We start from the raw sequence: 26,475 nt of genomic DNA on the forward strand, positions 1-26,475 counted from the left end.
TTCCAGCAATTTTTGCTGTTCTGGTGTCATAGGGGTATACCTTCTCGGCGGATGTTACGAAAGAAGCTATTGTTATACTCTTGGAATTGGCGACTACTGGCTAAAGCACAGCTTATCAACGTATTATATTCTAAGCATAAATCGGCAATTGTTTTGCTAATTCTGTTGCTCTCTTCAGAATATTGAAAGTCTTGTTTCAGAATGATTAAAATATCGATATCTGAGTCAGGTTCTGCATCCCCTCTTGCTTGAGAACCATAGAGAATAATTTGGTCAATTTGCTGTCCATATAGGGTTTTAAGTTTTTGACAGGTTTGGTTTAAGATAGTGTTAAGAGTTTCTTTGGTCATCTTTGATTTCAACCGGTGATCTTTCCAAGTGTTTATCATTACCGTGCAAAGCGCTATAGTGTTTAATCACAGGTTCTAGAATTAACTGGAAGTGTTTAGAGTCTAGAGATTTTTGAATAAAGCCCCGTTTTCTTAAAGAGTAAATGGTGGCTAAAAGATTGAAGTCTGAGGAAAATTGTTCTGAAGGGATGTTGGACAGATCGGTGAGATTCTCTTGATGAGCTAACCAAGATAATAGGAATTTTTCAGAAGCAGATAAACGCTGATAATGGTCTCTTATGATGAGTTCTATATCGCCTAAAAATAGGTTAGGATAGGATAAGAATTGGGCGACGCTACCATTAAAGAGGTCTTGGATCGTCGCAGCAATAATGTTAAGCCATGAGGGGTTTTGACTGTAGCGGTTGATCAGTTCTAACCATCGATCGCGATCGCTTAATCCTTTGTTTTGTAGGAGTTCTTCGGCTAATTGCACTGAACCGGATAACAGGAGGCTATGACAAGGACGATTTTCGGCTTCTAGGGTGGCTATTTCTGGGGGTTGTTCCCAACTGAGGAGCAGTACGCAACTGTTGTGGGGCGATCGCCCAATATCTTGCAGCAGTTTACCATAACTCTGGTATTCGGGTAGGTAACGCCCAACGAGTTCTCCAGGGGTGAGAGTTTCGTGGAAGTCATCCAGGATAATGAAGCAACGGTGCGATCGCAAGTAGTCCAGTAGTGCGCGATGTTCGCTTGCTTCTCCTTGGGAGAGGAATTGGATTAAGCCAGTTGTGAGGGCGTTAAGATTGGGGAAGGTGCGGTGACTATACCAGATGAGGCGATCGAAATGCGCTGCTATGTCGTCTACCAGTTGGGTTGCAAGGGCTGTTTTGCCCATCCCCGATAACCCATAGATGCTGATAATGGCGCTATTTTCGTTGAGTATCCAGTGTTTGAGCGTGTTGAGTTCCTCTGTACGGTGGGGATAGAGGCGATCGTATTTGGGGATGTGAGTGCGATCGTGTATTTTTTCAGCCTGAAAATTTTCTGATTGATTAATAGAAGTTTGTTCTTTTACTTTTTCATTTGAAGAATTGTCGTGAAAAATATTTATATTGCCGTTACCCATATGCATATTAGGATTAGAATAGAAAAACGACACATTTTCTAAAATAGCTCTAACATTCTTTTTTTTGACATCCTCTCCCAACACATCTGATAACAATTTCCACAATTCCCAAGCCATCTTTCTCACATGATCCGTAGAGCAGTGGTATTCCTCAGCAATTGCTTTATAGTCTTGACGTTCCCAAACCCCCTCCAAAATCGCCTGCTGTAGGGAATCCAGACGTTTTCCTGTTTTCGCAAAAATCACATCATCTGTCCACTTGAGGACTTCTTGAAGTTCCATAGCTTCATCAATAGAGTTAAGTTTTGTATCTTTTTGTCCTACATTATCCCATATTTTCCCATTTCTTGGAATAAAAACAAATTTTGTGACATTTTCAAGCCGCGATCACTGCATCAATATCCCCCTTAAATCCCATTTTTGTAAGTTGATCAATTATCAGTAGAATGACAGTATATAAACGGCCGGTTTAATTTTACCCTTAGAGGATCAGATCAATGGTAAAAATGTTAGGAACTGAAGAAAAGTGTTCTGAAAAGCTACCTTTTGCCATGTTGTTTGCAGTAGAGCCTGCTTTTACCAGCATTTCTAGTGAAGTGCTTGAAAAAGAACTTCGCTATAATCCTGAACTTCAGATCAACGAAGAAAGTCAATTAAGTCTTATTGTAGCTGGGCAAACCAGCACAAGTGTTAGGAGATCTACTAATACTGGTAGTCTTCCTATACCTGGTACTGGAGATTCTGATGACGATAGTATGGGTGATGAAAGCAAGTAAGTCACTTATTTGAGAAATTCAAAGATAGGTGTTTATAAATTATAGATACCTATCTTTTTAAGTTTGTTGGGATTATGTGTTTCATTATAGTTATATGATAAAGCCAATTCTAGTTATTACAGATAAATGTGATGTTCACGCGGATTTTGTCACCATGGAACTTAGGAAAATGGGTGGTGATATTATTCGCATGAATACTCAAGATATGGGACATAACTCAGATTTCTTTCTAGGAAAGCCAGATTTACAAGAACCTTGGAAGCTACAGTTCCATTTCAAAGATTCTAACAAAACTCTAACAGCAGATAGCTTTGATACAATTTGGTATCGAAAACCAGAACCCGTCAATCCCAATCCCAGTATTGCCGAAGAACACGCGCAGATTTTTGTTCAGGAAGAATATGCATATTTTTTACGGTCATTTTATACGCTTTATGGTCACAAGAGGTGGGTTAATCCTTTTTGGAGTTTAAGACACTCCAGCCAAAAGTTACCGAACCTAGAACTTGCAGAAAAACTAGGCTTAAAAATTCCCAAAACTTTAATTACTAACAATGCAGAAGTGGCTAGAGAGTTTGGGGCATATTGCAACTGGAATTTACTCGTGAAAACCTTTCATTTTTCTGGCTTTGTTGTGAATCAAACAGAAGCGTGGCATTGTTTTGCCAAAAAAATTGACAAAGAACAGTTTCTTGAATTCGCAGAAACCATACATTTTGCTCCAACTTTTTTACAACAATACATAGACAAATCCATAGAATTAAGGGTTACTATTATTGGAGAACAAGTCTTTACGGCTGCTATTCACTCACAAGAGATTGAAAAAACCAAGTCTGACTGGAGAGCTATAGACACTTACCAAATCAAACATACCATTTACGATCTCCCAGAAGACATCGCTCAGAAACTGTTGGCTTTTAACCGTCATTATTCTTTGGTATTCTCGACATTTGATCTGATTCTAACGCCTGAAGGAGAATACTACTTTTTAGAATGCAACCCAAATGGTCAATGGTATTGGATTGAAGAATTAACTAAACTTCCTATGGCAAAAGCAATGGCTGAATTGCTAATCCAAACCAATTAAAATTATAATCATTATAAATAAAAATTAGACGTTTTGTAGGGGCGAACGGCTGTTCGCCTCTACCAGATACGATCAAAATATGTAAAAGTCCTAAAAGTTCAACAGCCGCTAAATTAGTAATGGGCGAAGCATCACTGATAACAATCATAGATGACCGAGCGATCGCTAACCAATTGCGCCTCGATCCAATCCAGATTTTGAACTTCAACTATCCGGAAGGATCAAAAGATTGAAATTGATTTACGGTGTTCATCAATTTATACTAGATGGAGCAGAAGTGCGAAATATTTCCTCATTATTGTCAAAAGCAACTAAATCAATCCGTAGGGGCCCTGCGGTATAGGTCGTTTCCGAGGCGATCGCTTGAATCGTTATGCGGGTAGGATTTTCCCTGATTTTCTGCACAAAATTCATCAATGTTTCTGGCGAGCCATCCCCTACTTGTAACCGACTTTCTAAAATCCCTCCTCGACGGGCCCGAAAGCGACAAGACTCAATCAAAATACCAACTTGTTCAATTAACTGCTCTTCACTCATGATTGCACCATTGGTGATTCCTGTAGCAATCACTTCTCCGGATTCAAACACAACTTGATTTAAGGCCACATCTACAAAAATCTCCACATTAGATTCCCCACGAATATAGTTGCCTGCTGATAATAACCTCACCACATATTCCTGACCATCAGCAATTTTTTCTTTTAATCGTTCCACTTGCTCCGGAGTCACTTGAATGACCTGCTCATTGATTTCTCTCGTGCCCGGTTTAACCTGGTCTCTAGCAAACTGATTAGCAATTTCTAATAAGCGATTCACCGCTTGCATAGATCTTTGAGGATCGAGAACTTCAACTACGGCAGAAGCGAGAATTTGTCCTCGAAGTAAGGCTAAATTACCTTGCCGCAAATCTTGATAATCTTGATAATATTGCTCAAAAATCCGGACTTGTCGCTCCAAAAATTTTTGTTGATTTTCCAGTTCTTTTAATTTAGATTCTCGCTCTTGAATGACCTTATTCCGATTTTCAATTTCTCGATCGCGTTCGGCAATTAACTCATTGCGATTGGCAATTTCTTCGTCTCGTTGAGCAATTTGGGACTTGACCTCATCTCGCTGACGAATTAACTCTTCGCGCTCCGTCCTTAATTTATCTAACTCCGATCGCAAATTTTCAGTTTGAACGGTTACTCGCTTTAATTGATCTTGAGCCTGTTGAAATTTGCCCACGATCTCCTGTAGCTGACCTTGGGTTTGCTCAAAGTTCTTTTGAATTTCCCGTAATTGAGCTTGGGTTTTCTTTAGATTTTCTTCCGTTGCTGACTTCTGAGCTGTAACCGTTTGCAAACTAGCATTGAGATTATCTAAATTTTGCTCGACCAGTTCCCGTTCGGCCCGCACCTGAGCTAAGTCAATTTCAATCTGTGCCTTTTGTGCTTGGGTAGACTGAAGTTCTCGACGAGCTTCGCGGAGCTTACGCTGGGTTTCATCATACTCAAAAATGCCTCGGCGCAAAGGCTGACTCATGGCAAAGAGAATGCCTAGGGTTGAGCCAGAAATCAAAGTCCCCGTAACAATCGTGACTAAAACAGCCGTTTGTCGGGGGCGAAGATTAAATAAGCTCAACCTGGCTTTACCCACCTTAGTTCCCAGGCGATCGCCCAGAGTCGCGAGTAAACCCCCTAAAAACAAAATCGAGACAATCAGAATAATGCCAATAGTCATGGGTAGCTAGAGACGATCTAAGATCCAGATATAGCCTAGCCCATAAGAGTAAAGGCGATCGCCCAAACCGTAAGAATTCACATGGGTGTTCAATTTAAGCAAACTGCTGACTCAAAGCCACCGGATTATGGACTGTAATCTTCTTCTTATGGATAGAAATCATTTTTTCCCCCCGTAAATCTCCCAGCAAACGGGTAACGGTTACCCGTGTAGAGCCGATCGCCTCGGCGATCGCCTGATGAGACAGTTTCAGATCGATCGTAATTCCATCCTCCGTAGGAACGCCAAAATCTCGACATAAAATCAACAAAAAACTCACCAGTCGCGATCCCATATCCCGGTGTGCCAGAGTCTCAATCATCATCTCCGTTTGTAAGATCCGAGAAGAAAGCCCTTGCAGCATCACCATAGACAGCTCTGGATTTTGCTTAATCGTCTTCTCCACACGATCGATCGGCAGAGAAAGCAATTCCACCGGAGTGAACGCCACAGCATGATAAAATCGGTCTGAGCGATGGCCCGTAATTAAGGACAACACCCCAAAGACACTATTTTCCCGCAATAGCGCCACGGTAATCTCTTCTCCAGCTTCATAAACCCTAGAGAGCTTAACTGCCCCTTTGAGCAGAAAATAAACCCGCTCGGCTGGATCGCCCGGAAAAAAGATCGTTTTACCGCGCTCAAAGCTTTCCACCACTGGGGGAAAACCACCGCCACTCATTTGGCGAAACATAGCCGCTAGGGGTTTGTCATCACTAAGTACCATATTGCCTTACTTCTAATGTGTGACTGTGCGATCGCGATAGTGTTGCGGAGCAATCTCGCTCTCCAACAAGTGATCTGGTGAGCAGTGTATCACCTTCCACCACTGGTCTTAAAACAAATTTAACGGAGTTTTTCAATAAAGGGGCTATCTTAATCTGGGATAGATGGCTATCAGTTTAACCAATCTCTGCCCATTCGTGGAAAACTCGACCCCAAAAAAATCTCCTCGACCCAGATCGGTCAGTCAGTCTGTATGAGATGATGCCAGTATACCCAACCCTAACCTTTTAGGCTTAGGCGGGATATCTCGACAAGATTCTATTGACGATCAAACCATCATGCTCAACTTAACTGGAAAAAACGCGCTGATTTTAGGCATTGCCAATAACCGCTCCATCGCTTGGGGAATCGCCCAACAACTCCATCAAGCGGGAGCCAACTTAGGAATTACTTATTTACCTGACGAAAAAGACCGCTTTCGCAAAAAAGTCGAAGATCTAGTCTCTCCCCTCAATCCCAGCCTATTTCTGCCCTGTGATGTGCAAAATGATGAGCAAGTGGCCGAAATGTTCGAGACGGTGAAAACAGAATGGGGACATCTGGATATTCTGATTCATTCTTTGGCTTTTGCGGGTAAAGATGAACTTAGTGGCGAGTTTAGCGACACCACCCGCGCTGGTTTTCTCAAAGCGATGGAAATTAGCACCTATTCTCTGACTCAGCTCTGCGCTCAGGCTAAGTCTTGTATGGCTGAAGGCGGTTCTGTTGTTACCCTCAGTTATTTGGGAGGGGTGAAGGTGATCCCCAACTATAATGTCATGGGGATCGCTAAATCCGGTTTAGAAATGAGTGTCCGCTATTTAGCGGCTGAATTGGGGCCGAAAAATATTCGCGTCAATGCCATTTCTTCTGGGCCCATTCGCACGTTAGCTTCTTCAGCCGTGGGGGGTATTTTGGATATGATTAAGCATGTGGAAGAAATTGCTCCCCTACGACGGACTGTGACGCAAACGGAAGTGGGAAATACTGCTGCTTTTCTCTGTAGCGATCTGGCTAGTGGCATCACGGGACAGATTATTTATGTGGATGCTGGATATGAAATTATGGGCATGTAATCGGAGTTGATCGTTATGGGTAAGTTGGGTTTGCTGTGCTTGCTTGCCAATGAACCTAACTTACCCACAGAAAGTTCTATTATCAATTAAAAATTAACAATGGGGATCGGTTGTAATAGAGAAATTCAGAGAACAATGGAAATGGGCGATAATACTCCGCATCGCTTGGGCGATCGCACAACCTATCGAGCTAAAGTCAATGGTGTTTTTCCCCATACAGCCAGAATGAGTTTTGAGCAATTAGATTCTTGTTTTTTGGGAGTCAGTCTTGAGAATAAAAACTTCACCCCAGAAAAGCTTAAGGCAATGATTGAGTGGATTTCTAGGAGGTTTCGCTACTGTGCTGTCTTAGTTGGAGATAGTATTCATCGGATAACGTTGGAAACTACAAAGTCACTTGAACCAGAAATCGCGCTGATTGAAGCTTTAGCAATGGGGAATTGTTTTATTCAGGATAATAAACATCTTTTCTCTGTTTTTCAAGAACAGACTCAATTTACATTCGAGACTTGTAGCCACATTCAGGACTCAGAAATTTATATACAGTTTTATAAGCGTCTCAAAGATTATTTTGAAAACCATGCTGGGTTTCGTTCATCTATTGAAGGATTTTCACGTCAATACTATAGCAGGAAAAGAAATGATCGAGACGAAGTATTAATAAGGTACAATATCGAACGATCTTGTGAATACTTTATTGCTGAAAAAAATGAACCAATACAGCAATAACCCCATGGCGGAAATGTTCGCTCGCATGGTGGGAGGTGCAGGGATCGTGTCCCAAAAAGCGGCCTCTCTTGCCGGTATTCCCCCAGCCGAGATTAAACTGATTAATGGGTCAGGATTAGGGGAAGAAAACCAAATGTCCCCACGAGCGGCGATCGGTTTATTCTTAGGTATTCAAAAACTTTTACAACCCCATCAAATGACCGTCGGTGATGTTGTTGCCATTGTCGGACAAGATGAAGGGATCTTAAGATCGCGCCCTTTACCTAAATTTGCTGTCGTCAAATCAGGAAGTCTCTACGTTGTCAGCACCCTGGGAGGAGCCTTACCCACTGCCCAAAAAGGTATTATTTGGTTTGCTATGTTTAATGGCGGTAGCTATTACGAAGATTTCCGTGAAGAGCAAGAAGCCTTTGTCAACCAACTGGTGAGCCAGTGGGGAGCCGTATCTAGCCTACCGAAAGAACTCAAACCTGGCTTGTCTCCAACCTCTGGATCTCGGATTGAGAAAGTACAATAAGGTTACAGCGCTTTGGGCTGTAATGCTGGGCATCGCTTCAGCGATCGCCGAAACCCTAAGATTTGGAGATGATGGAGATTGCTTCCCTGCGATCGCAATGACAACTGTTTAGCCGGACATGAAAGGGGGATCGTTCCCACTGTATCTCATGACCGTGCCATGACATCCTGTTTACCAGCGTGTAGAATGAGCTAGAGCAGGAAAAAAAAACATGACTCAATTCATCTCTTTAATTCAATCTAAAAAAGCATTCCGATTACTCATCACTTTTTTATTCTTTATCGCCCCCATTGCGACCGTTGCTGGTTTTATCTATACTCAAGAAATAAAGCAAGCAAAAACTTTATTAGAAATCCAAGCCACCAATAGCCTCAAAGGGCAAACCGATCAAATTTCCAGAGAGTTTCAGTTAGTGGTATCCGATTTAAGAATCTTAGCAGAACTGAACGAGCTGCAAACCTATCTCGCGGAAATAACAGTTGAGCAACGGAATGCTCTAGCCCGTGAATTTTTCCACTTTTCTGTCCATAAAGAACTGTACGATCAGATTCGGTTTTTAGATGAAACGGGACTGGAAAATGTTCGGGTTAATTTTAATGCCGGTCAGCCCTCGATTGTGCCAGTAGAAAAACTGCAAAATAAAGGAAATCGCTATTACTTTCAAGATGCCTGGGTTCTGTCTGCTGGAGAAATTTTTGTTTCTCCTTTTGATTTGAACATGGAAAAAGGCAAGATTGAACAGCCCTTAAAACCCATGATTCGCTTTGGGATGCCGGTGTTCGATCGCCAGGGGGAGAAACGAGGGATTGTCTTACTCAATTATCTGGGAAAGCCATTATTAACTGCGCTCAAAAAGGATGCGATCCATGCTCCAGGGGAGCTAATGTTATTGAATGCGGAAGGGTTTTGGTTGACTGGAGTTTCCGCATCGCAGTTATGGGGATTTATGTATCGCGATCGCCAAACTGAACTCCCGCAAACCTTCGCCGAACAGTTTCCCCAGGAATGGCAACGCATTAGTCAGGAGAGGAAAGGTCAATTTTATACAACTAATGGCTTGTTTACATTTGTAACTATCTATCCCTTAGTGGAGGGACAAAGATCCAGCACGGGGGCTTCAGATGCCTTTAGTCCCAGTGAATTGGAGATCGGTGCATCGGAGTATTACTGGAAAGTCGTGTCCTATGTACCGACGGAAGAGATTCAGGCAATCCTACTCCCCATTGGGCAAAAAATTACGCTACCGTTTCTCCTATTAGCGGCGATCGTGTTAGTCCTTTCGATAGGGTTAACGGATGTTCAAGTCAAACATAGAAACGCGGAACTAAAAATTGAGGCACAAAATCGTTTCCTAAATAATGTCATCAATTCTTTAGGAGATTCTTTTTATGTCATTGATGTCACCAATTACAAAATTGTTACAGCTAATACTGCGGCAAAAAAACTGGGTACTGTTAACCATACAACCTGTTATACGTTGACTCATAAACGGAATAGTCCTTGTAGTGATGATATGGATCAGGCTCATCCTTGTCCGTTAGAAATATTGCGGAAAACAAAAGAGCCAACTGTGGTTGAACATACTCATTTTGATGCCCAAGGTAACCCACTTATTGTAGAAGTTCATGCCTATCCTATTTTGGATATTCAAGGAAACTTGGTACAAATGATTGAGTATAGTTTAGATATTACAGCTCGCCGCAAGGCAGAAGAGCAAGTGCGTAAACTTTCCCAAGCCGTAGAACAAAGCGCTAATGGCATTCTGATTACGGATTTAAAAGGAAGAATTGAATATGTGAACTCCCAGTTTACTGAAATGACCGGGTATACTGTGCAAGAAGTTCTAGGAAAAACACCGCGAATCTTAAATTCGGGAGAACAGAGCAAGGAATATTATCAGGAATTATGGCAAACGATTCAATCAGGAAATGAATGGCGGGGTGAGTTTCATAACCAACGCAAAGATGGTTCTCTGTATTGGGCCCATGCGACTATTTCTCCTATCTTCAATGCTGATCAAAAAATAACTCATTTTTTAGGAATTCAAGAAAATATAACGGCTCGTAAACAGGCAGAATCTGACTTGCGAGAGTCTGAATATAAATTAAGACAGCAAACTCAAGAGCTGGAGAAAACTTTAGCCGAATTACGTCAGGCTCAATCCCAACTTATCCAAACTGAGAAAATGTCGAGTTTGGGGCAATTGGTTGCCGGAATTGCCCATGAAATCAATAATCCTGTTAGTTTTATCTATGGAAATTTGGGCTATGCTGAAAGTTATATCAAAGACTTGATGAGTGTGATTGAGGCTTATCAGGAATCCTACCCCGATCCTGAGCAACGGGTGGCGGAAACTATCGAAGAGATGGATTTGGAATTTTTAAGCGAAGATCTATCCAAAATTTTGGAATCGATGAAGGAAGGGGCAAATCGAATTGATGCGATTGTTTCTTCTTTGCGTACCTTTTCTCATATCGATCAGGTGGGGATTAAAGCGGTAGATATTCATCAAGGATTGGACAGTACCTTAACGTTATTACAATGTCGATTACAAGGGGATGAAAATCGTCGAGAGATTCAGCTCAAAAAACAATATGGTAAGTTACCCTTGGTAGAATGTTATCCCGATCAATTGCATCAGGTGTTTATGAATTTAATCATGAATGCCATTGATGCCATTGAAGAGCGCGATCGCTCCTCGGACAACGTTCAATCCTATCTAGGGGAAATCAGCATTATCACTCGAACGATCGGCGATCGCTCAGTGCAAATCAGTATTATTGATAATGGTATCGGTATTAAAGAGTCCATAAAACCTCGATTATTTGATCCATTTTTTACAACTAAAGATGTGGGTCAAGGAACAGGGTTAGGACTCTCCATTAGCTATCAAATTATTACAGAGCAGCATCAGGGAACCATTGAATGTTTGAGCAAAGTATCTGAAGGGATAGAGTGGGTCATAACATTACCGGTTCAGATGATCTAATACAGCGCTTCGCGTGGTAACGAGGTAATAGGTTCTCTTAAAAGTCCCCCTGAAGAAGTATAAATGCTATATCCAGCCACAAATCGCTGTATCATAAACTGATGTAATAAAGACAATCAGAGAACAATGGAAATGGGTGAGCGCACAGCTTCAGTTCATCGCGTAACCGGGGAAACCGATGTTACCGTATTCTTAAATTTGGATGGCCAGGGAAAATGTAGCGCCAAAACAGGCATTCCCTTTCTTGACCATATGCTGAATCAAATTTCATCCCATGGACTGATTGACCTGGAAGTAGAAGCACAGGGAGATTGGGAAATTGATGACCATCATACCAATGAGGATGTGGGGATTACTCTCGGTCAAGCCCTAGCCAAAGCATTAGGCGATCGCAAAGGAATTGTCCGCTTTGGCCATTTTATCTCCCCCCTCGATGAAGCCCTAGTACAAGTGGCCCTCGACTTCTCTGGACGGCCCCATCTGAGTTACGGGTTAACTCTTCCCACGGAACGAGTGGGAACCTATGACACCCAATTGGTACGCGAGTTCTTTGTAGCAGTGGTGAACCATTCCCAAATGACCCTCCATATCCGTCAACTCGATGGCATCAACTCCCATCATATTATCGAAGCCACCTTCAAAGCCTTTGCCCGTTCCATGAGAATGGCCCTAGAAATCGATCCCCGTCGCACGAGTAGCATTCCTAGCTCTAAGGGCGTATTGTAGTTGAAGATGACCCATTACCCATTACCCAATCGTCATTTTGGTGCGATCGCGTCCCATAATAGTGTCTGGTGAGTTATTTTGAAATCCGACAATCATGCCTAGAACTCCAGATGAATATGCCGTCCATCTACTCATGAGTGGAGGACACCGAGAAGTAGTACGCTTTCCAACCATCAAAGACTTTCAGAAGTGGTACGCGGCCGAAGTGGTGCAGAAAAAAGATAGTGACGACTTTGTAAGCGTCCCCATGAAAACCACTGAAGGGGAATACATGGTCATTCGCCCCAATAGTATACTGGCTATCCGGGTAGAACCGGTGTATACCAGCAGTATAGATCGAACTCCCATGGATGATTAACCCTCTCAATGAAAGCCCTCCTCACCTCCCTAATTTTAACGGTTGGACTCAGTTGGATGCCTCTGGTTTGGGGGCAGACTCCCTCACCTTCTCCTGCGGTGGATGTCCTAGGAGTCACCCAGAGAGGGGAGGGGGAGCTGGGTTGGGGCGATCGCCTGTTTGGCCCTTCTGGAGATAAGCGATCGCTCTTAAGGGCCATTGATTATAGTTTGCAATTTTCAACGATAACATTTAGCTCTAGGGTTCCACTTATGTTACCGTAGTACAGGGTTAATCGAACTTCTGAACAGATGGCTATTCAAATTCCGATTGACGATCGCCAAATTGCCCAATTCTGCGATCGCTGGAAAATTACGGAACTGGGATTATTTGGCTCGGTCTTGCGAGAAGATTTCGATCGCGATCGCAGTGATGTAGATGTCTTAGTGTCCTTCGCTGAAGATGCCAGTTGGACGTTGCTGCATTTGGTAGATATGGAAGATGAATTACGGGAAATATTTGCCAGAGATGTCGATTTAGTCGAACGTCGAGGAATTGAGCAAAGCCGAAATTATCTGCGGCGCAAAGCCATTTTAAGTTCTACTCAAACGATTTATGCAATCTCGTGAAATTCATTACTTACTAGATATGCTAAATGCAGCAAAGTTAGCTCAAGAATTTGCTTTAGGGATCGGTTGGGAAGAGTTTCAAGCAGATCTCATGCGCCAAGCGGCCATTACTCGCGAAATTGAAATTATTGGAGAAGCTGCTCGGAGGATTTCTGAAGAGTCTCAAGCCGAAGTTCCGGAGATTCCTTGGCATCAAATTATTGGAATGCGAAATCGGATTGTTCATGAGTATGATCGTTTAAATTTAGCGACCATATGGCAGACAGTTCAGAATGCATTACCAGAATTAATCAGGGTTTTAGAAACTCTCATTCCTCCTGAAGAAGTATAAAGGCTAAATCGATAAACATACACACTCAGAAGGCGAATATATGGTCATTCGCCCCATGAGTATCCTGGCTATCCGGGTAGAACCGGTGTATACCAGCAGTATAGATCAAACACCTATGGATGACTAGCACACTGTATGAAACCCCTCGTTACCTCCCTGATTTTAACGGTTGGACTCAGTTGGATGCCTCCGGTTTGGGGGCAGCAAACTCCCTTACCCTCCCCAGCAATGGAAGCGCTGGAAGTAACCCAGAGATTGGAGGGTGATGTGGGTTGGGACGATCGCCTGTTTGGCCCTTCTGGAGATAAACGATCGCTCTTAAGGGCCATTGATTATAGTTTGCAGTATTTGCAAACGCCCAAGGCGATCGAAGATTACACTAAATTGAACCATCCAGAGATTAATCGCGATCGCGTCCGTCAGTCATTAATTCGCTTTCGCCAGATCCTAGCTAACTCCCGCAATGCGGCCGAACTCCAAAGAGCCGTGCAGCGAGAATTTACCGGGTATCAGTCCGTCGGCAACGATGGCCAAGGAACCGTCGGGTTTACCGGCTATTTTGAACCCACCTACAGAGGAAGTCGCACCCGAACCGCCCAATATCGCTATCCCCTCTATGCTCGTCCCGCAGACTTCGAGGACTGGGACAAACCCCATCCCACTCGTCTAGAACTGGAAGGGGAAGATGGTTTAGGGGCGCAAAGTCCCCTGCGAGGAACCGAAATCGTTTGGCTCAGAGACCGTCTAGAAGCCTTTCTCGTCCATGTCCAAGGTTCCGCCCAGATCCAACTTCCCAATGGCCAGGTGATGACTGTTGGATATGCGGGGAAAACTGATCATCCTTATACTAGCATTGGTAAAGAACTGGTGAACGCGGGCATCTTTCCCCTAGAGTCCTTAACCTTACCCAAACTCATCGACTATTTTCATCAGTTCCCCGAACAGATGAACGAGTATTTACCCCGCAATCAAAGTTTTATCTTTTTTAAGGAAACCCAGGGACAACCCGCCACCGGGAATTTAAGCGTACCCGTCACTGCGGGGCGCTCCATTGCTACTGATAAATCAATCATGCCTCCAGGCGCTCTAGCTGTCATTCATGCTCCCCTTCCCGAACCCAATGCCCAGGGGCAGCTTGAACCCACTCTTGTGAGTCGGTTTGTCCTCGATCAAGATACCGGAAGCGCTATTAAAGGAGCGGGACGAGTCGATGTATTTATGGGCACAGGAAGCGAAGCAGGCGATCGCGCCGGGTTAACCCACTCCAACGGAGAGCTTTATTACCTGCTCCTGAAGCGATAGGATAGAAAACACACCGTTATCATCACACCAATTCAAAAGGAGAACCTAAACCCATGGTAGAACCCCTAGTTTCCGGCATCGTACTCGGCTTAATTCCCATTACCCTCGCTGGTTTGTTTGTAGCTGCCTATCTCCAGTACAAACGAGGCAATCAACTCGGTTAGATCTCCCTAGGAGTCATGGGTAGGTTGGAGGACGCAACCGGCGAACCCAACCTACCCCTAACCCAAGCCCATTGTTAATTGTTCATTATTAATTGTTCATTATTAATTGTTCATTGATATGGCTCTGACGACCCAAAAACTAAGTTTTGAGGAATATCTAATTTATAACGATGGCACAGATACCCGCTACGAACTGGTCAACGGAGAATTAGTACCGATGAGCTTGGGGACGGGAAAACATGGGGCGATCGCCGAATTTTTATATGATCAATTCCGCGAGATCATTAAACAGCAAGCCCTTCCCTGGACAGCAAAACAAATGATCGTTGCCGTTCGCTCCCCTCGTGGAGGTCGTTGGGATACCTGCCGCATTCCCGATATTACCCTCTTATCTCAAGAACAATGGGAAGACATGGCCGAACGGGAAGCCGTCATTAACCTGAATGAACCGCCCCCATTGCTCGTAGTTGAAGTTGTCAGTCCCTCCACCAAAATGGATGACTATCGCTCTAAACAATCTGAATATAGTGTGCTAAATATCCCTGAATATTGGATTGTAGACCCCATTGAACAAAAAGTAATTATTGGTCAATTAGATCATGGATTGTATAATCTAACCGAATTTCAAGGCGAACAACTCATCAACTCCCCCACATTCCCACAACTTCAGCTAACCGCCAGTCAAATTTTAGCTGCTAAATTATGATTTACACTTCGACTAAATTACTAACCTTTGAGCAATTCGTTGCTGAATACGGCGATGATTTTCGTTATGAATTAGCCGATGGAGAATTAATCGATATGGAACCGACGGGGCCCCATGAAACGGTCAGTGGTAAACTCGCTACCAAAATTGGGATAGCTGTTACTAATGCTCAACAACCGTGGTTTATTCCGCGCACCTGCTTAATTCAACCGTTTGCCGATATCGCTACAGCGCGTCGTCCTGATGTTCTGGTGTTGGATGAAACTCTATTAGACCGTGAACCCCTATGGCAAAGAGAACCGATTATTACCTTGGGTCGCTCGATTAAGCTGGTGGTAGAAGTGGTCAGTTCTAACTGGGAAAATGATTATGCTCGCAAAGTGGAAGAATATGCACTGTTAGGAATTCCTGAATATTGGATTGTAGACTTTAGGGGATTGGGGGGAACGGCATTTATTGGGAAACCAAAGCAACCTACGTTTACGGTTTGTCAATTGCAGGGAGAGGACTATCATCAGCAACAATATCGGTTAGGAGAAGCGATTTTTTCTCCTTTATTGACCGATTTACAGTTACGATTAGACGATGTTTTACCCCGATAAAATAACCGCCATTTAGTCCACTAACCAAGCAAACAATTGACCTACGGTTAACTCGAATGAGGAAGCAAATGAAGGAACTGCAATGACTTGTCCGGGTTCATCGTAGGATTGGGATCGGCATTAAACTGGGCATTGGCTTTAGATCCTAGGGTCAAAACTCCCACAGAAACCAAGACACAGAGGGAACTTAAAGTTTTGAGTCGAGTTAGCATATTCACTACTCCTCACGATTTTTAGACAATCATAGCCGATCGTCAGCCGTTAGTATTCTGAGGGTTACTTTGAGCTAAAACCATTGCAGCTATTACCAGAGCTGCGCCAATGAAACCGCGTACTCCCAATTTTTCTCCCATCAAGAAAAATGAAAAAACCGCAGCAAAAATCGGCTCTAGCGTATATATTAGGGCGGTTTCGTAAGCGTTAACCCATCGTTGACCGATAACTTTAAGCACAACAGGAAAAGCAGTAGCAACGAAACCAAGGTATAGGAGCGGCCCCAAATTCGTAACAATTACTTCTTGCTGCCTAACCAAATCGGGAGCGGCCCAGATTAAAGATACTATGGCAATAACCCAAAGCTGTATTGCTCCGAGTGGCAAAATTGGATAGCGCCATGCAATAGAGTCAAGCTTGAGAATATAGATAGAGTATAATAAAGCATCGACAAGCATCAAGAAATCACCCATAACGATCTCTTGGCTCTCCCAACACATCACACCCACACCAAGGATGGCAATTCCTGCGGTGAGGAAAGTTTTTAAGAATACCTGCCGACCGAGTAGTTGTCCGAGTAAAGGAACTAGGATGACATTGAAACTGGCAATAAATGCAGCATGATTGGCATGGGCAGTCTCAAGGGCAACAGTCTGGATGGTATAAGCAGAAAAGATTATAAGTCCCAACAGAACGCCATCCCGTAGCAGAGAAATATTAAGGAAGCGCAAATACAGAGTGAAAGGCAATGCTGCTACTGCAAAGCGTGTTGCCACTATTACAGCAGGAGAAAGATTGCTGACTGCTCCCTTGATGACGGGAAAGCTACTACCCCAGATGAGGGTAACAACCAGTAGCGCTGCTATACCCCAAGCATGGTTGCTGTCTGTTATTTGGTTAGATTTGTTATCTAATTCTATAGTCATTAGCAGAATAATTCACGAGTAATTGAGCTAAATTCCTCTAACTAACCGTAAAGAGTATCACTAGAGTAAGAAATATCAATATTTTGGGTTTCTTCATCAGCGTATGTAAAGATGATGTTAGTGCGCTGGGCTTCTTCTAGAAGTGGCGAAACTCTATGAACTGTTTTGTTCGCTTTCATAAAATAGCAATCTCCAACATTATGCCCAACCCGGTGAACTAATGGCGTATCCAGATCGCTAATTTCCATACTATGAGGCACAAACTCCAGACATCCTCCAACTTCTTCTGGTGGGGTTTGAATAAAAATCACAAACACAAAAGCGTATGTATCGAGGTGTCCTCCATGAACATCCCCTCTTTTTTCAAGTCGGTGAATGGCGTGTCTCTCAAAAATATCTGGTGCTACATACACTTGAGTTCCTGCAATACCAGAGAAAAAGTCCATGAGTTGAGAATTATGGTAGATAGCAGGAATGAGTGATGAGTGTTCTGCAACAGCATTGCCAGAAACATTACTCATAAATCTAGGCGTATTTCCATCCTGCTTCATGAGAAAATCTCTTCTTCGAGAATGCTGCTCAAATATTCTGAGAACTTCTGCTTTCAAGGTTTGAAAGGAATTATTATTGAAAAATGACGGTAATTTTACATAAGTGTTGAGAGTAAACTCTTGTTGAAATAAAGTTCCCCCTTCTCTACTGGGATCATAATTGCTATTGAAAAAACTGGTGTTGACCTGGTAGACCATATTACTTTAATTAAGACTAGAAATTCGCAATGTTCACAAGTGAATTATAGTATGATTCGATAGAAAAAACTATAGAAATCAATTTGCCATGGTATCACAACTATTTTCAACTATAAAAAAATAGCTAAATATCTGGGCTTTGAATTAAGCTATGGGATGGTATTAATCCACTAACCAAGCAAACAATTGAGCGACAGTTAACTGGAACGGGGACGCAAATGAAGGAACTGAAATAACTTGTCCGGGTTCATCGTAGCATTGGGGTTGCTGATGGGGAGCGTAAGTAAATAGGGTTTCTTCCTGCGGATCGATTAACCAACCCATTTGTGTTCCATAGTCTAAGGAGCGCAGAATTTTTTTGACGATCGCCGTTTGTCCTTGATCTGGAGAAACAATTTCGATCGCCCAATCTGGAGCAATTTCAAAACTATTGGCAATTTTCCCATCCATATCGCGAGGAATACGCTCCCAAACCACCACTGATATATCCGGCACAATCGATTTCCCACCAAAAGTACAGCGCAATTCTGACCACGCTCGCGCAATTTTAGGGGGTTTCAGAGCCATATTAATCGCTGTCGCCAACTCAGTTTGAATCGTACTGTGTTTTCCTTCAGGCATGGGTTTTTCCAGAATTACCCCATCCCTATATTCGCGAATCGGCCGAGTTTCCGGTTGTTGCAGAAACTGCTCTAGAGTTAAGGTTTCAGCACAGATCTGTACCATAACGAGAAATCGACTAAGAATAGTCTTTTTATGGTAGCGCTAAAAGAAGCTCTAAACTCAATAAACCTATGGTGGGAAGCGCGATCGCTATATAATGCGGAAATGTTACGTCGCCAGATGCATAGCTCAACTCAAAACAACCTATGGATGTTACCAACCTTGCTGCCCAGCTTAATGCTGGAGTCATAATACCAGAGGGAATCGTTATTCTAACCTTACTGGTCGTACTGATTACAGACCTAATTGGTGGACGCAACGCCTCAAACTGGACACCCTATATTGCGATCGCCGGATTACTCACCGCCGTTGGCGCTCTAGTTCTCCAATGGGATAACCCCAACCCCATCGCCTTCTTTGGCGGATTTAACAGTGATGCCCTCAGCATCGTCTTCCGGGGTGTAATTGCCCTCTCTGCGGCGCTCACCATCCTCATGTCCATCACCTACGTCCGAGAAACCGGAACCGCTTTAGGTGAATTTCTGATGATTCTGCTCACCGCTACCATTGGAGGCATGTTCCTCTCTGGAGCAGATGAATTAGTCATGATCTTCGTCTCCCTAGAAACCCTCAGTATCTCCTCCTATTTACTGACGGGATATATGAAACGCGATCCCCGCTCCAATGAAGCAGCCCTAAAATATCTGTTAATTGGAGCCTCAAGTTCGGCAGTCTTTCTCTATGGCAGTTCCTTACTCTATGGCTTATCCGGTGGAGAAACCCAATTAGGCGAAATAGCCCAAAGCTTTAGTCAAAATCCCCAAAGTCCGGCGATCGGTCTCGTCATTGCCCTCGTCTTCATTATCGCCGGTATTGCCTTCAAAATCTCTGCTGTCCCCTTCCACCAATGGACACCCGATGTTTATGAAGGCTCCCCTACCCCCGTCGTTGCCTTCCTCTCCGTCGGCTCCAAAGCGGCTGGCTTTGCCCTCGCCATTCGCCTACTCGTCACCGCTTTCCCCTCCGTCTCCGAGCAATGGCACTTTGTCTTTACCGCCCTTGCCATCTTCAGCCTCATCTTAGGAAATGTGGTTGCCCTGGCTCAAACCAGCATGAAACGGCTCCTCGCCTACTCCTCCATCGCTCAAGCCGGTTTTGTCATGATTGGGTTCATTGCTGGAACTGAAGCCGGATATGCCAGCATGATTTTCTATCTCCTGGTATACCTGTTCATGAACCTCGGCGGCTTCACCTGTGTCATCCTCTTCTCTCTGCGAACTGGAACCGACCAAATTAGTGAATATGCCGGTTTATATCAAAAAGATCCCCTACTCACCCTGGGATTAAGTCTGTGCTTATTATCCCTCGGTGGAATTCCTCCCCTCGTCGGTTTCTTCGGCAAAATTTATCTCTTCTGGGCAGGTTGGCAAGCCGGTTTATATACCCTGGTTTTACTGGGATTAATTACCAGCGTTGTTTCCATCTACTACTACATCCGTGTCGTCAAAATGATGGTGGTTAAAGAACCCCATGAAATGTCTGAATCTGTAGAAAATTATCCCGCCATTCAATGGAATATTCCCGGCTTGCGTCCTCTGCAAGTGGGTTTAATTGTCTCCTTGTTAGTCACTTCCCTAGGTGGCATTTTCTCCAATCCCTTATTTACTTTAGCCAATGATGCCGTCATCAATACTCCCCTGTTGCAAGCTTCTACCCCTGCGGTAGAATCTATTGCCCAGTTAGATCTGGCTGATTAGGACTTGGCTCTAGTCTCTTGAGCTAGTCCCTTGAGCTGGACTTGAGCCGCCTAACCTCCGAGTTAGGCGGTTTTTCTGATTGGGTGAAACTTGCTAGACTGAAAGGAGATAGCCAGCAGGAGAGGAACCGGCTGATGATTACCCTAATAGATTTCGATCATCCTTCAGTGATTGCTCTGAGTATTGAAGGCAAAATTGAGCGCGAGGATATTGATAAAATTGGTCAAGAAATTGATGACAAACTACAACAGTATCCCCATTTACAAGCCTATGTGGAAGTGAAGCAGTGGGGATGGATTACTCCAGATGCACTACTGGAAGATTTGAAAATTGGCTTTAATCACTTTCAGGACTTTGATAAAAAAGCTGTAGTTTCTGATACGAAGTGGATTAAGTCTTTGTTGCCTTTGGCTCGTCGCTTGTTTCCGGCTTTAGAAGTGGCTTGTTTTCCTTGGTCAGAACAAGAACAAGCCCGTCTGTGGATTCAGAGTCAATCCTCTGAGTAAAGGTAAAAAAAAGCCCCAAGGATCTTAACCCCCAGGACTCTCAAACCTTTATTCTGGAATCTAGTATAACACGCATGGGGGAATGGGGGATTACTGATTACTCATTTGCCAATACTCTAATACTTCACGAGGATTAAATCCACGATATTGCAGATAACGATAAACCTTGGCTTGGGTTTGAGGATCGAGGTTAGTCCAATCCGTAATTTTATATTTGCGTTCTACTTTAGCTTGTAAGTCTTGGGTTTCGGCTAAATCATCTGGGAGTTCAGCCTGTTGATCCCAAACTTTTTCAAAGAGTTCTGGGGGAATGCCTTTGCTTAGGCATTTGCGACGAATCCCCGCTTTACCATATTTCCCTTTGCCACTTTCAATCAAGCTGTTGGCTAATCGTCGATCGGATTGATAGCCTAAACTTTGCAAGTGAGCGATCGCCTCAGTAATTTCCTCAAGGGAAAATCCTTTTGCTTGGCCCTTCTTTTCCAGTTCTTTAACGCTATAATCCCGGCGGGAAAGGAGAAGATTAAAATAAGTCTGACAAGTCATAATTAGTGAACCCTAGAGAAAGAAATGATGGATGAAGATCGGGGAGAAGATTTTCCTGACTTCATTTTAAGACTCAGTTCTTGACGAATCCGACCGATTATTGCTCTAATAACAAATACGATCTTCGGTAAAAGCTTATGACTTCTTTACCTTATACACCTCCTCCCCGAAAACCGGCAGGCCCTTATGAAACTGACCCAGAGAAGAGCCGAGCGGCTTCTCAGAAGTATTCCCCCTCTGTACCGATTTCAGTGTATCGGGACTTAGCCAGTGAGGTGAAAGAAAAGCAAGTCATACTGGAGAGTCTGAAACAACAGAATCAACAACTGATTCAACAAAATCAACAGTTACGGGGAGAAATTGAGCAGTTGGTGCGTTCGGTGGTGCGCTTACAACAGATTGCCCATGCCTATGAGCCAAGCAGTATACCGGTTGTGCCCCTGTCACCTCCTCGCCCAGTTCCCAAAGAGGGGGTAATGTCAGAACCCCAGTTTAAGCCGGAGTCACGAGTGGATTTAAATCCTCCACTGCAACCGGAACCAGAAGAGAGCGATCGCCCGATTGATTTACCTCCCAATCCAGAAGATGTACCCTTATTTAGTGAGGAGCAACAACGCCCCTATCCCTATCCTAGCGCCCCAGAACGTTCTTCTGACCTGAATGGTGTTGGCCTGGCGATCGCTATCTTTATTATTGCGGCTATGGCAGGAACAGCCAGCTTTCTGATTGTTCGCCCCTTGATTCAACAAGGCAATCCAAAGTAAATTTCGTAAAGTCTGTAACAAAATTCTATTGCCAAGGGGTGATAGTAAAATGCAGTCCTAGTGCAGTCTATTTGAGTAACAAGCCCTGAAGGAGTTAAAACCTTGAAGAAAATTGAAGCTATTATCCGTCCGTTCAAACTGGATGAAGTTAAGATTGCCTTGGTCAATGCTGGTATTGTGGGGATGACGGTTTCTGAAGTCCGGGGTTTCGGACGGCAGAAGGGTCAAACCGAGCGATATCGCGGTTCTGAATACACGGTTGAGTTTCTGCAAAAACTCAAATTAGAAGTGGTTGTTGAAGATACGGAGGTTCAGAAGGTGGTCGATCAGATCATTAGTGCTGCCCGTACGGGTGAGATTGGAGATGGGAAAATCTTCATTTCTCCTGTGGAAACCGTGGTTCGCATTAGAACCGGAGAATCTAACCAACAGGCAATCTAAGATAGCAACCGCAGTTGTCTGGTGATGATGGGTTAGGAGTTGATTGACTGAATGTTCTGTTGAAGGCGGTTGAAAGGCAGGACAAGAGTCATCCCGATAGCTTCTAACTCACAGTTGCCACCCTAGCGCTCAGGGAAAAGGCTCTGAGCGCTTCTGGTGTCTCCTAGGGGGAACTAATGATCCAATCCTATTTTTGAGGTTTAAGCGATCATTTTAGAGCCAGAGTTGTCGAAATTGAGGCAAAAAGAGTTTAAAGGCTTCTCCCCGATGGGAAAGGTTGTGTTTCATCTCTGGGGTGAATTCGGCAAAGGTGCGTTGATATTGGGGCAGATAGAAGATGGGATCGTAGCCGAATCCGCTATTCCCCCTGGGAGCATGGAGAATTTCACCGGGACAAATGCCTTCGCTACTCAGGGCGATGTTTCCAGAGGGATCGGCAAGGGCGATCGCACAAACAAAGTGAGCGCGGCGATTTTCTTCATCCCCTAATTCCTTGAGAACTCGCTCGATGCGCTCGGTATCGGTATTTCCATAGCGAGCAGAATAAATACCTGGAGCGCCGTTGAGGGCATCAATAGACAGTCCAGAGTCATCGGCGATCGCCCATTCTCCCGTTGCTTTCGCCACTTCTGAAGCCTTTAAGCAAGCATTTTCGACAAAAGTATCCCCCGTTTCTTCAACGTCCAATTCTGGGGGTTTGGGCAGAAAGTTAATATCGAGGCCCTCAAAATAGGCTTTAATTTCTTCTAATTTACCGGGGTTACCCGTGGCGACGACCAAAGATTTCATGGAACAATTACAGATAGGGAACCAGAAACGCGAAAGGGCGCGACTTTTCACGGTTTCTAACCCCTTATTCTAATTCACCTGCGTCATGGGTCAAACGTTTTCACTGGGGCTGACCTTCGGTAAACTTGAGTTGAATAAAACCCCTCACCCTAAGATCAGGGAGACTTTGGCACAGATGAAGATTTACACACCAGACTGGGTAAAACACGCCGTTTTCTACCAAATTTTTCCCGATCGCCTGGCAAAAGGCAACCCACCCCCAAACACAACTTGCCCCCGTCTCCTCCTAGAACCCTGGGAGAGTCCTCCAACCCAACAAGGCTACAAGGGAGGCAATCTTTGGGGGGTCATTGAAACCCTAGATTATTTACAAGATTTAGGCATTACAGCCATTTACTTTACCCCCATCTTTCAATCAGCTTGCAATCATCGCTACCATACCCATGATTACACCCAAGTCGATCCCATGCTGGGGGGAAATTCAGCTTTTTTTGCCCTTCTGGAAGCTGCCCATAACAAAAATATCAAAATTGTCTTAGATGGAGTCTTTAACCATGCCAGTCGGGGCTTTTTCCAATTCCATGACATCCTAGAAAATGGCCCCCATTCCCCTTGGGTCAATTGGTTCAAAATTCAAGATTGGCCCCTCTCCGCCTATGATGGGAGTAAACCGGCTAACTATATCGGTTGGGCCAATAATCGCGCCTTACCGGAATTTAATCACCAGAATCCCGATGTGCGAGAATATATCATGCAAATCGCCGAATATTGGATTGGCTTAGGGGTGGATGGCTGGCGATTAGATGTGCCCTTTTGTATTAATGTGGAAGGCTTTTGGCAAGAATTTAGGCAACGAGTGAAAGCCATTAACCCAGAAGCCTATATTGTCGGCGAAATTTGGACGGATGCCCTACCATGGCTCGATGGAACTCAGTTTGATGGGGTGATGAATTATTTATTTACTGCACCTACCATAGCCTTTACTGCTGGCGATCGCGTAGATTTTAATCTGGTTCGTGATTGTGCCTATGAACCCTATCCAGCCCTCGATGCTGCCGGTTATGCCAGCAAAATTCAATCCCTGCTACATCTTTATGACTGGGAAATTCAACTGACGCAACTCAATCTACTCGATTCCCATGATACTGCCCGCTTAGTCACCATAGCTCAAGGCGATCGCCCTAGCGTCCAATTAGCCACCCTCTTGCTCATGACCTTCCCAGGAGCGCCCAGCATCTACTATGGTGATGAAATTGGATTAGCCGGGGCAAGAGATCCCGATTGTCGGCGCAGTTTCCCCCCTCCAGAACAGCGAGATCCAGTCATCCTCACCTATCATCGCCAACTCATTGCCCTCAGACATCAATATCGCGCCCTACGAGTGGGAACCTATCACGTCATTTTTGCTGAAGGACTCGTTTATATCTTTGCCCGTCAAGAAGCCGATCAAACCCTGATTATCGCTCTCAATGCTGGAGAACAAGCCATTGCCGTGCGCTGTTTCCCCAGAAACTTAAATCAAATTCCCAGAACCCTCGTTTATGGACAAGCAGAAATCGAATGGTTAGACAATGGGGATTTGCGCCTCGAACTTCCTGCTCGCCAAGGCTGTATCTTGAGTAATCAGTAAAAGCTTAACCTTTCTTGAAGAGAGATTAATCTTAAGCTGTTACCCTGGGAAGCAGTTTACCGACTATCCCATCTATTTCCTATTATCCTATGAACTCAAGTCTCTCTCGAACCAAAGTTGTTGCTACTATTGGCCCTGCCAGTAATAAGTTAGAAATTCTGCGAGAATTAGTCCAAGCAGGCATGAGAGTCGCTCGTCTCAATTTCTCCCATGGCAGTTATGAAGATCATGCTACTGTTGTCTCGCGACTGCGACAAGTCTCTGAAGAATTAGAGATTCCGGTTACCTTACTGCAAGATTTACAGGGGCCTAAAATTCGGGTGGGACGATTTCCGGAAGGTCAGCTAGAGTTGATTCCGGGAGCATCGGTTATCTTAGTTCCTGAAGCTGAATATAACGGTCAAGAGTCAACTATTCCCATTGATTATCCTTTTTTAGCTGAAGAAGCTGAACCCGGATCGCAAGTTTTGCTTGATGATGGCTTATTGGAGCTTCAGATTATGGCCATTGAGGGGCAACAGGTCGAATGTAAGGTGATGGAAGGAGGCATCCTTAAAAATCGCAAAGGGGTGAATTTACCCTCTTTAACCTTGCGTTTACCTTCGATGACGGAGAAAGATAAACAGGATTTGGTCTTTGGGTTAGAGCAGGGGATTGATTGGGTCTCTCTAAGTTTTGTCCGTAGTGCTAAGGATATTATCACTCTGAGAGAATTTCTCAAGGAACATGAAGCGGATCATATTCAGGTGATGGCGAAAATTGAGAAGCCTCAAGCGATAGAGCATTTAGAGGAGATTGTTAAGGAATGCGATGGTTTGATGGTTGCGCGGGGGGATTTAGGGGTAGAAATGAGTCCGGAGCGCGTGCCTAAGTTGCAAAAGCAGATTATTCAGTTATGCAATCAAAAGAGTATTCCGGTGATTACGGCGACGCAAATGTTGGATAGCATGATTCATAATCCCCGGCCAACTCGTGCGGAAGTGTCTGATGTGGCGAATGCGATTATGGATGGTACGGATGCGGTGATGCTCTCAGGTGAATCTGCGGTGGGTGCGTATCCGGTGAAGGCGGTGGAAATGTTGGTGAAAATTGCCTGTGATACGGAAGAGAATGCCCAGTTTGTGAATTATCCTCCAGCAGAACGGGATGAAACCCATGCTTTAAGTGAGGCCCTCAATACGATTGATAAGATTCTGGATCTGCGCTGTATTGCTTGTTTTACGACGACGGGGTATACGGCGACTCTGGCGGCTGCGGAGCGTCCGAAAGCGCCGGTGGTGGCTTTTACTCCTCGCGATCGCGTTTATCATCGTTTAAATTTGGTTTGGGGGGTTAAGCCTATGCTTTTGGAGAATCCTGAAGCTTCTTTGGAGCAGTTGATTGGGCAAATTAATGCTCGCCTGCTGGCTAAAGGTTGGGCGACTCCAGGGGATAAGATTTTGATTTTAGGGGGTTCTCCAGTTCAGAAGATTCGGGGGACGAATTTTATTAAGATTCACCGGATTGAAGGGTAATTCATCCGGGTTCAATTTC

31 protein-coding genes are annotated in these 26,475 nt (G+C 44.2%); 21 read left to right on the forward strand and 10 right to left on the reverse strand.

Going from position 1 to position 26,475, the window contains the following annotated elements; all coding sequences use genetic code 11:
- Window positions 1-26: 26 nt before the first annotated feature.
- Both PMG71_RS03480 and PMG71_RS03485 read right to left on the reverse strand, forming a co-directional pair.
- Window positions 27-350, reverse strand: a complete 324-nt coding sequence (locus PMG71_RS03480; RefSeq protein WP_283752253.1) for a nucleotidyltransferase domain-containing protein — start codon at window positions 348-350, stop codon at window positions 27-29.
- On the reverse strand, window positions 331-1,743 hold the full coding sequence (locus PMG71_RS03485) for a helix-turn-helix domain-containing protein (RefSeq protein WP_283752254.1): 1,413 nt from the start codon (window positions 1,741-1,743) through the stop codon (window positions 331-333). Before PMG71_RS03485 ends, PMG71_RS03480 begins: the two co-directional genes overlap by 20 nt.
- Before the next feature lie 215 nt (window positions 1,744-1,958).
- Here PMG71_RS03485 and PMG71_RS03490 point away from each other — a divergent pair, with 215 nt between their 5' ends.
- On the forward strand, window positions 1,959-2,237 hold the full coding sequence (locus tag PMG71_RS03490) for a hypothetical protein (protein WP_283752255.1): 279 nt from the start codon (window positions 1,959-1,961) through the stop codon (window positions 2,235-2,237).
- Window positions 2,238-2,331: 94 nt separating this feature from the next.
- Complete coding sequence (locus PMG71_RS03495; protein WP_283752256.1) at window positions 2,332-3,324, forward strand: MvdC/MvdD family ATP grasp protein; 993 nt, start codon at window positions 2,332-2,334, stop codon at window positions 3,322-3,324.
- 252 nt (window positions 3,325-3,576) lie between these two features.
- Here the strand turns inward: PMG71_RS03495 and PMG71_RS03500 are convergent, their stop codons facing one another.
- Both PMG71_RS03500 and ntcA read right to left on the reverse strand, forming a co-directional pair.
- On the reverse strand, window positions 3,577-5,046 hold the full coding sequence (locus tag PMG71_RS03500) for a DUF3084 domain-containing protein (RefSeq protein WP_283752257.1): 1,470 nt from the start codon (window positions 5,044-5,046) through the stop codon (window positions 3,577-3,579).
- A gap of 94 nt (window positions 5,047-5,140) precedes the next feature.
- A complete protein-coding gene (gene ntcA / locus PMG71_RS03505) occupies window positions 5,141-5,812 on the reverse strand; it encodes a global nitrogen regulator NtcA (RefSeq protein ID WP_283752258.1) in 672 nt (223 codons plus the stop codon).
- A gap of 337 nt (window positions 5,813-6,149) precedes the next feature.
- Here ntcA and fabI point away from each other — a divergent pair, with 337 nt between their 5' ends.
- From fabI to PMG71_RS03570, 13 genes are all read left to right on the forward strand, one after another.
- A complete protein-coding gene (gene fabI, locus PMG71_RS03510) occupies window positions 6,150-6,926 on the forward strand; it encodes an enoyl-ACP reductase FabI (RefSeq protein ID WP_283752259.1) in 777 nt (258 codons plus the stop codon).
- A gap of 99 nt (window positions 6,927-7,025) precedes the next feature.
- Complete coding sequence (locus PMG71_RS03515) at window positions 7,026-7,655, forward strand: tRNA-dependent cyclodipeptide synthase (protein WP_283752260.1); 630 nt, start codon at window positions 7,026-7,028, stop codon at window positions 7,653-7,655.
- Entirely contained in the window at window positions 7,636-8,172 is a 537-nt protein-coding gene (locus PMG71_RS03520; RefSeq protein WP_283752261.1) for a D-alanyl-D-alanine carboxypeptidase, read from the forward strand. The genes PMG71_RS03515 and PMG71_RS03520 overlap by 20 nt, the downstream gene beginning before the upstream one ends.
- Before the next feature lie 211 nt (window positions 8,173-8,383).
- Window positions 8,384-11,161: a PAS domain S-box protein gene (locus PMG71_RS03525; RefSeq protein ID WP_283752262.1), complete on the forward strand. Its 2,778-nt coding sequence runs from the start codon at window positions 8,384-8,386 to the stop codon at window positions 11,159-11,161.
- Between the two features lie 132 nt (window positions 11,162-11,293).
- Entirely contained in the window at window positions 11,294-11,887 is a 594-nt protein-coding gene (gene hisB, locus PMG71_RS03530) for an imidazoleglycerol-phosphate dehydratase HisB (protein WP_283752263.1), read from the forward strand.
- Between the two features lie 94 nt (window positions 11,888-11,981).
- The gene (locus tag PMG71_RS03535) at window positions 11,982-12,245 is read left to right on the forward strand and encodes a hypothetical protein (RefSeq protein ID WP_283752264.1); all 264 of its coding nucleotides are present in this window, start codon (window positions 11,982-11,984) and stop codon (window positions 12,243-12,245) included.
- An 8-nt stretch (window positions 12,246-12,253) separates the two neighbouring features.
- The gene (locus PMG71_RS03540) at window positions 12,254-12,508 is read left to right on the forward strand and encodes a hypothetical protein (RefSeq protein WP_283752265.1); all 255 of its coding nucleotides are present in this window, start codon (window positions 12,254-12,256) and stop codon (window positions 12,506-12,508) included.
- A 27-nt stretch (window positions 12,509-12,535) separates the two neighbouring features.
- The gene (locus PMG71_RS03545; protein ID WP_283752266.1) at window positions 12,536-12,853 is read left to right on the forward strand and encodes a nucleotidyltransferase family protein; all 318 of its coding nucleotides are present in this window, start codon (window positions 12,536-12,538) and stop codon (window positions 12,851-12,853) included.
- On the forward strand, window positions 12,840-13,184 hold the full coding sequence (locus PMG71_RS03550) for a HepT-like ribonuclease domain-containing protein (RefSeq protein ID WP_283752267.1): 345 nt from the start codon (window positions 12,840-12,842) through the stop codon (window positions 13,182-13,184). Before PMG71_RS03545 ends, PMG71_RS03550 begins: the two co-directional genes overlap by 14 nt.
- 135 nt (window positions 13,185-13,319) lie before the next feature.
- Window positions 13,320-14,486, forward strand: coding sequence for a murein transglycosylase A (gene mltA, locus PMG71_RS03555; protein ID WP_283752268.1), 1,167 nt, complete (start codon window positions 13,320-13,322; stop codon window positions 14,484-14,486).
- Between the two features lie 53 nt (window positions 14,487-14,539).
- Window positions 14,540-14,650 carry a cytochrome b6-f complex subunit V gene (gene petG / locus PMG71_RS03560; protein ID WP_283752269.1) on the forward strand — a complete coding sequence of 37 codons (111 nt, stop codon included), beginning with the start codon at window positions 14,540-14,542 and terminating at the stop codon, window positions 14,648-14,650.
- 118 nt (window positions 14,651-14,768) lie between these two features.
- Window positions 14,769-15,356: a Uma2 family endonuclease gene (locus PMG71_RS03565; protein WP_283752270.1), complete on the forward strand. Its 588-nt coding sequence runs from the start codon at window positions 14,769-14,771 to the stop codon at window positions 15,354-15,356.
- Complete coding sequence (locus tag PMG71_RS03570) at window positions 15,353-15,958, forward strand: Uma2 family endonuclease (protein ID WP_283752271.1); 606 nt, start codon at window positions 15,353-15,355, stop codon at window positions 15,956-15,958. Before PMG71_RS03565 ends, PMG71_RS03570 begins: the two co-directional genes overlap by 4 nt.
- Before the next feature lie 47 nt (window positions 15,959-16,005).
- Here the strand turns inward: PMG71_RS03570 and PMG71_RS03575 are convergent, their stop codons facing one another.
- The 4 genes from PMG71_RS03575 to PMG71_RS03590 form a co-directional block, all read right to left on the reverse strand.
- Window positions 16,006-16,170, reverse strand: coding sequence for a hypothetical protein (locus PMG71_RS03575; protein WP_283752272.1), 165 nt, complete (start codon window positions 16,168-16,170; stop codon window positions 16,006-16,008).
- Between the two features lie 42 nt (window positions 16,171-16,212).
- Window positions 16,213-17,097 (reverse strand): DMT family transporter, encoded by an 885-nt coding sequence (locus PMG71_RS03580; RefSeq protein ID WP_283752273.1) that lies wholly within the window; start codon window positions 17,095-17,097, stop codon window positions 16,213-16,215.
- 41 nt (window positions 17,098-17,138) lie between these two features.
- Complete coding sequence (locus PMG71_RS03585; protein ID WP_283752274.1) at window positions 17,139-17,846, reverse strand: HalD/BesD family halogenase; 708 nt, start codon at window positions 17,844-17,846, stop codon at window positions 17,139-17,141.
- A gap of 162 nt (window positions 17,847-18,008) precedes the next feature.
- The gene (locus PMG71_RS03590) at window positions 18,009-18,572 is read right to left on the reverse strand and encodes a Uma2 family endonuclease (RefSeq protein WP_283752275.1); all 564 of its coding nucleotides are present in this window, start codon (window positions 18,570-18,572) and stop codon (window positions 18,009-18,011) included.
- A gap of 143 nt (window positions 18,573-18,715) precedes the next feature.
- Here PMG71_RS03590 and PMG71_RS03595 point away from each other — a divergent pair, with 143 nt between their 5' ends.
- Both PMG71_RS03595 and PMG71_RS03600 read left to right on the forward strand, forming a co-directional pair.
- Window positions 18,716-20,266, forward strand: a complete 1,551-nt coding sequence (locus tag PMG71_RS03595) for an NAD(P)H-quinone oxidoreductase subunit N (protein WP_283752276.1) — start codon at window positions 18,716-18,718, stop codon at window positions 20,264-20,266.
- Between the two features lie 41 nt (window positions 20,267-20,307).
- Window positions 20,308-20,772, forward strand: coding sequence for a SpoIIAA family protein (locus PMG71_RS03600; protein WP_283752277.1), 465 nt, complete (start codon window positions 20,308-20,310; stop codon window positions 20,770-20,772).
- A gap of 90 nt (window positions 20,773-20,862) precedes the next feature.
- Here PMG71_RS03600 and PMG71_RS03605 read toward each other — a convergent pair whose 3' ends face one another.
- A complete protein-coding gene (locus PMG71_RS03605) occupies window positions 20,863-21,318 on the reverse strand; it encodes a regulatory protein RecX (RefSeq protein WP_283752278.1) in 456 nt (151 codons plus the stop codon).
- Window positions 21,319-21,455: 137 nt separating this feature from the next.
- On the opposite strand from PMG71_RS03605, the gene PMG71_RS03610 reads away from it, so the two are divergent.
- Both PMG71_RS03610 and PMG71_RS03615 read left to right on the forward strand, forming a co-directional pair.
- A complete protein-coding gene (locus PMG71_RS03610) occupies window positions 21,456-22,082 on the forward strand; it encodes a hypothetical protein (protein WP_283752279.1) in 627 nt (208 codons plus the stop codon).
- A gap of 102 nt (window positions 22,083-22,184) precedes the next feature.
- On the forward strand, window positions 22,185-22,523 hold the full coding sequence (locus PMG71_RS03615; protein ID WP_283752280.1) for a P-II family nitrogen regulator: 339 nt from the start codon (window positions 22,185-22,187) through the stop codon (window positions 22,521-22,523).
- A gap of 213 nt (window positions 22,524-22,736) precedes the next feature.
- Here PMG71_RS03615 and rdgB read toward each other — a convergent pair whose 3' ends face one another.
- The gene (gene rdgB, locus PMG71_RS03620) at window positions 22,737-23,312 is read right to left on the reverse strand and encodes an RdgB/HAM1 family non-canonical purine NTP pyrophosphatase (protein ID WP_283752281.1); all 576 of its coding nucleotides are present in this window, start codon (window positions 23,310-23,312) and stop codon (window positions 22,737-22,739) included.
- A 175-nt stretch (window positions 23,313-23,487) separates the two neighbouring features.
- On the opposite strand from rdgB, the gene PMG71_RS03625 reads away from it, so the two are divergent.
- Together PMG71_RS03625 and pyk are read left to right on the forward strand one after the other, a co-directional pair.
- Window positions 23,488-24,942, forward strand: a complete 1,455-nt coding sequence (locus PMG71_RS03625; protein WP_283752282.1) for a glycoside hydrolase family 13 protein — start codon at window positions 23,488-23,490, stop codon at window positions 24,940-24,942.
- 89 nt (window positions 24,943-25,031) lie between these two features.
- On the forward strand, window positions 25,032-26,456 hold the full coding sequence (gene pyk / locus PMG71_RS03630; RefSeq protein WP_283752283.1) for a pyruvate kinase: 1,425 nt from the start codon (window positions 25,032-25,034) through the stop codon (window positions 26,454-26,456).
- Window positions 26,457-26,475: the final 19 nt, after the last annotated feature.

It is taken from the genome of Roseofilum acuticapitatum BLCC-M154 (genome assembly GCF_030068475.1).
Classification (GTDB): Bacteria; Cyanobacteriota; Cyanobacteriia; order Cyanobacteriales; family Desertifilaceae; genus Roseofilum; species Roseofilum acuticapitatum.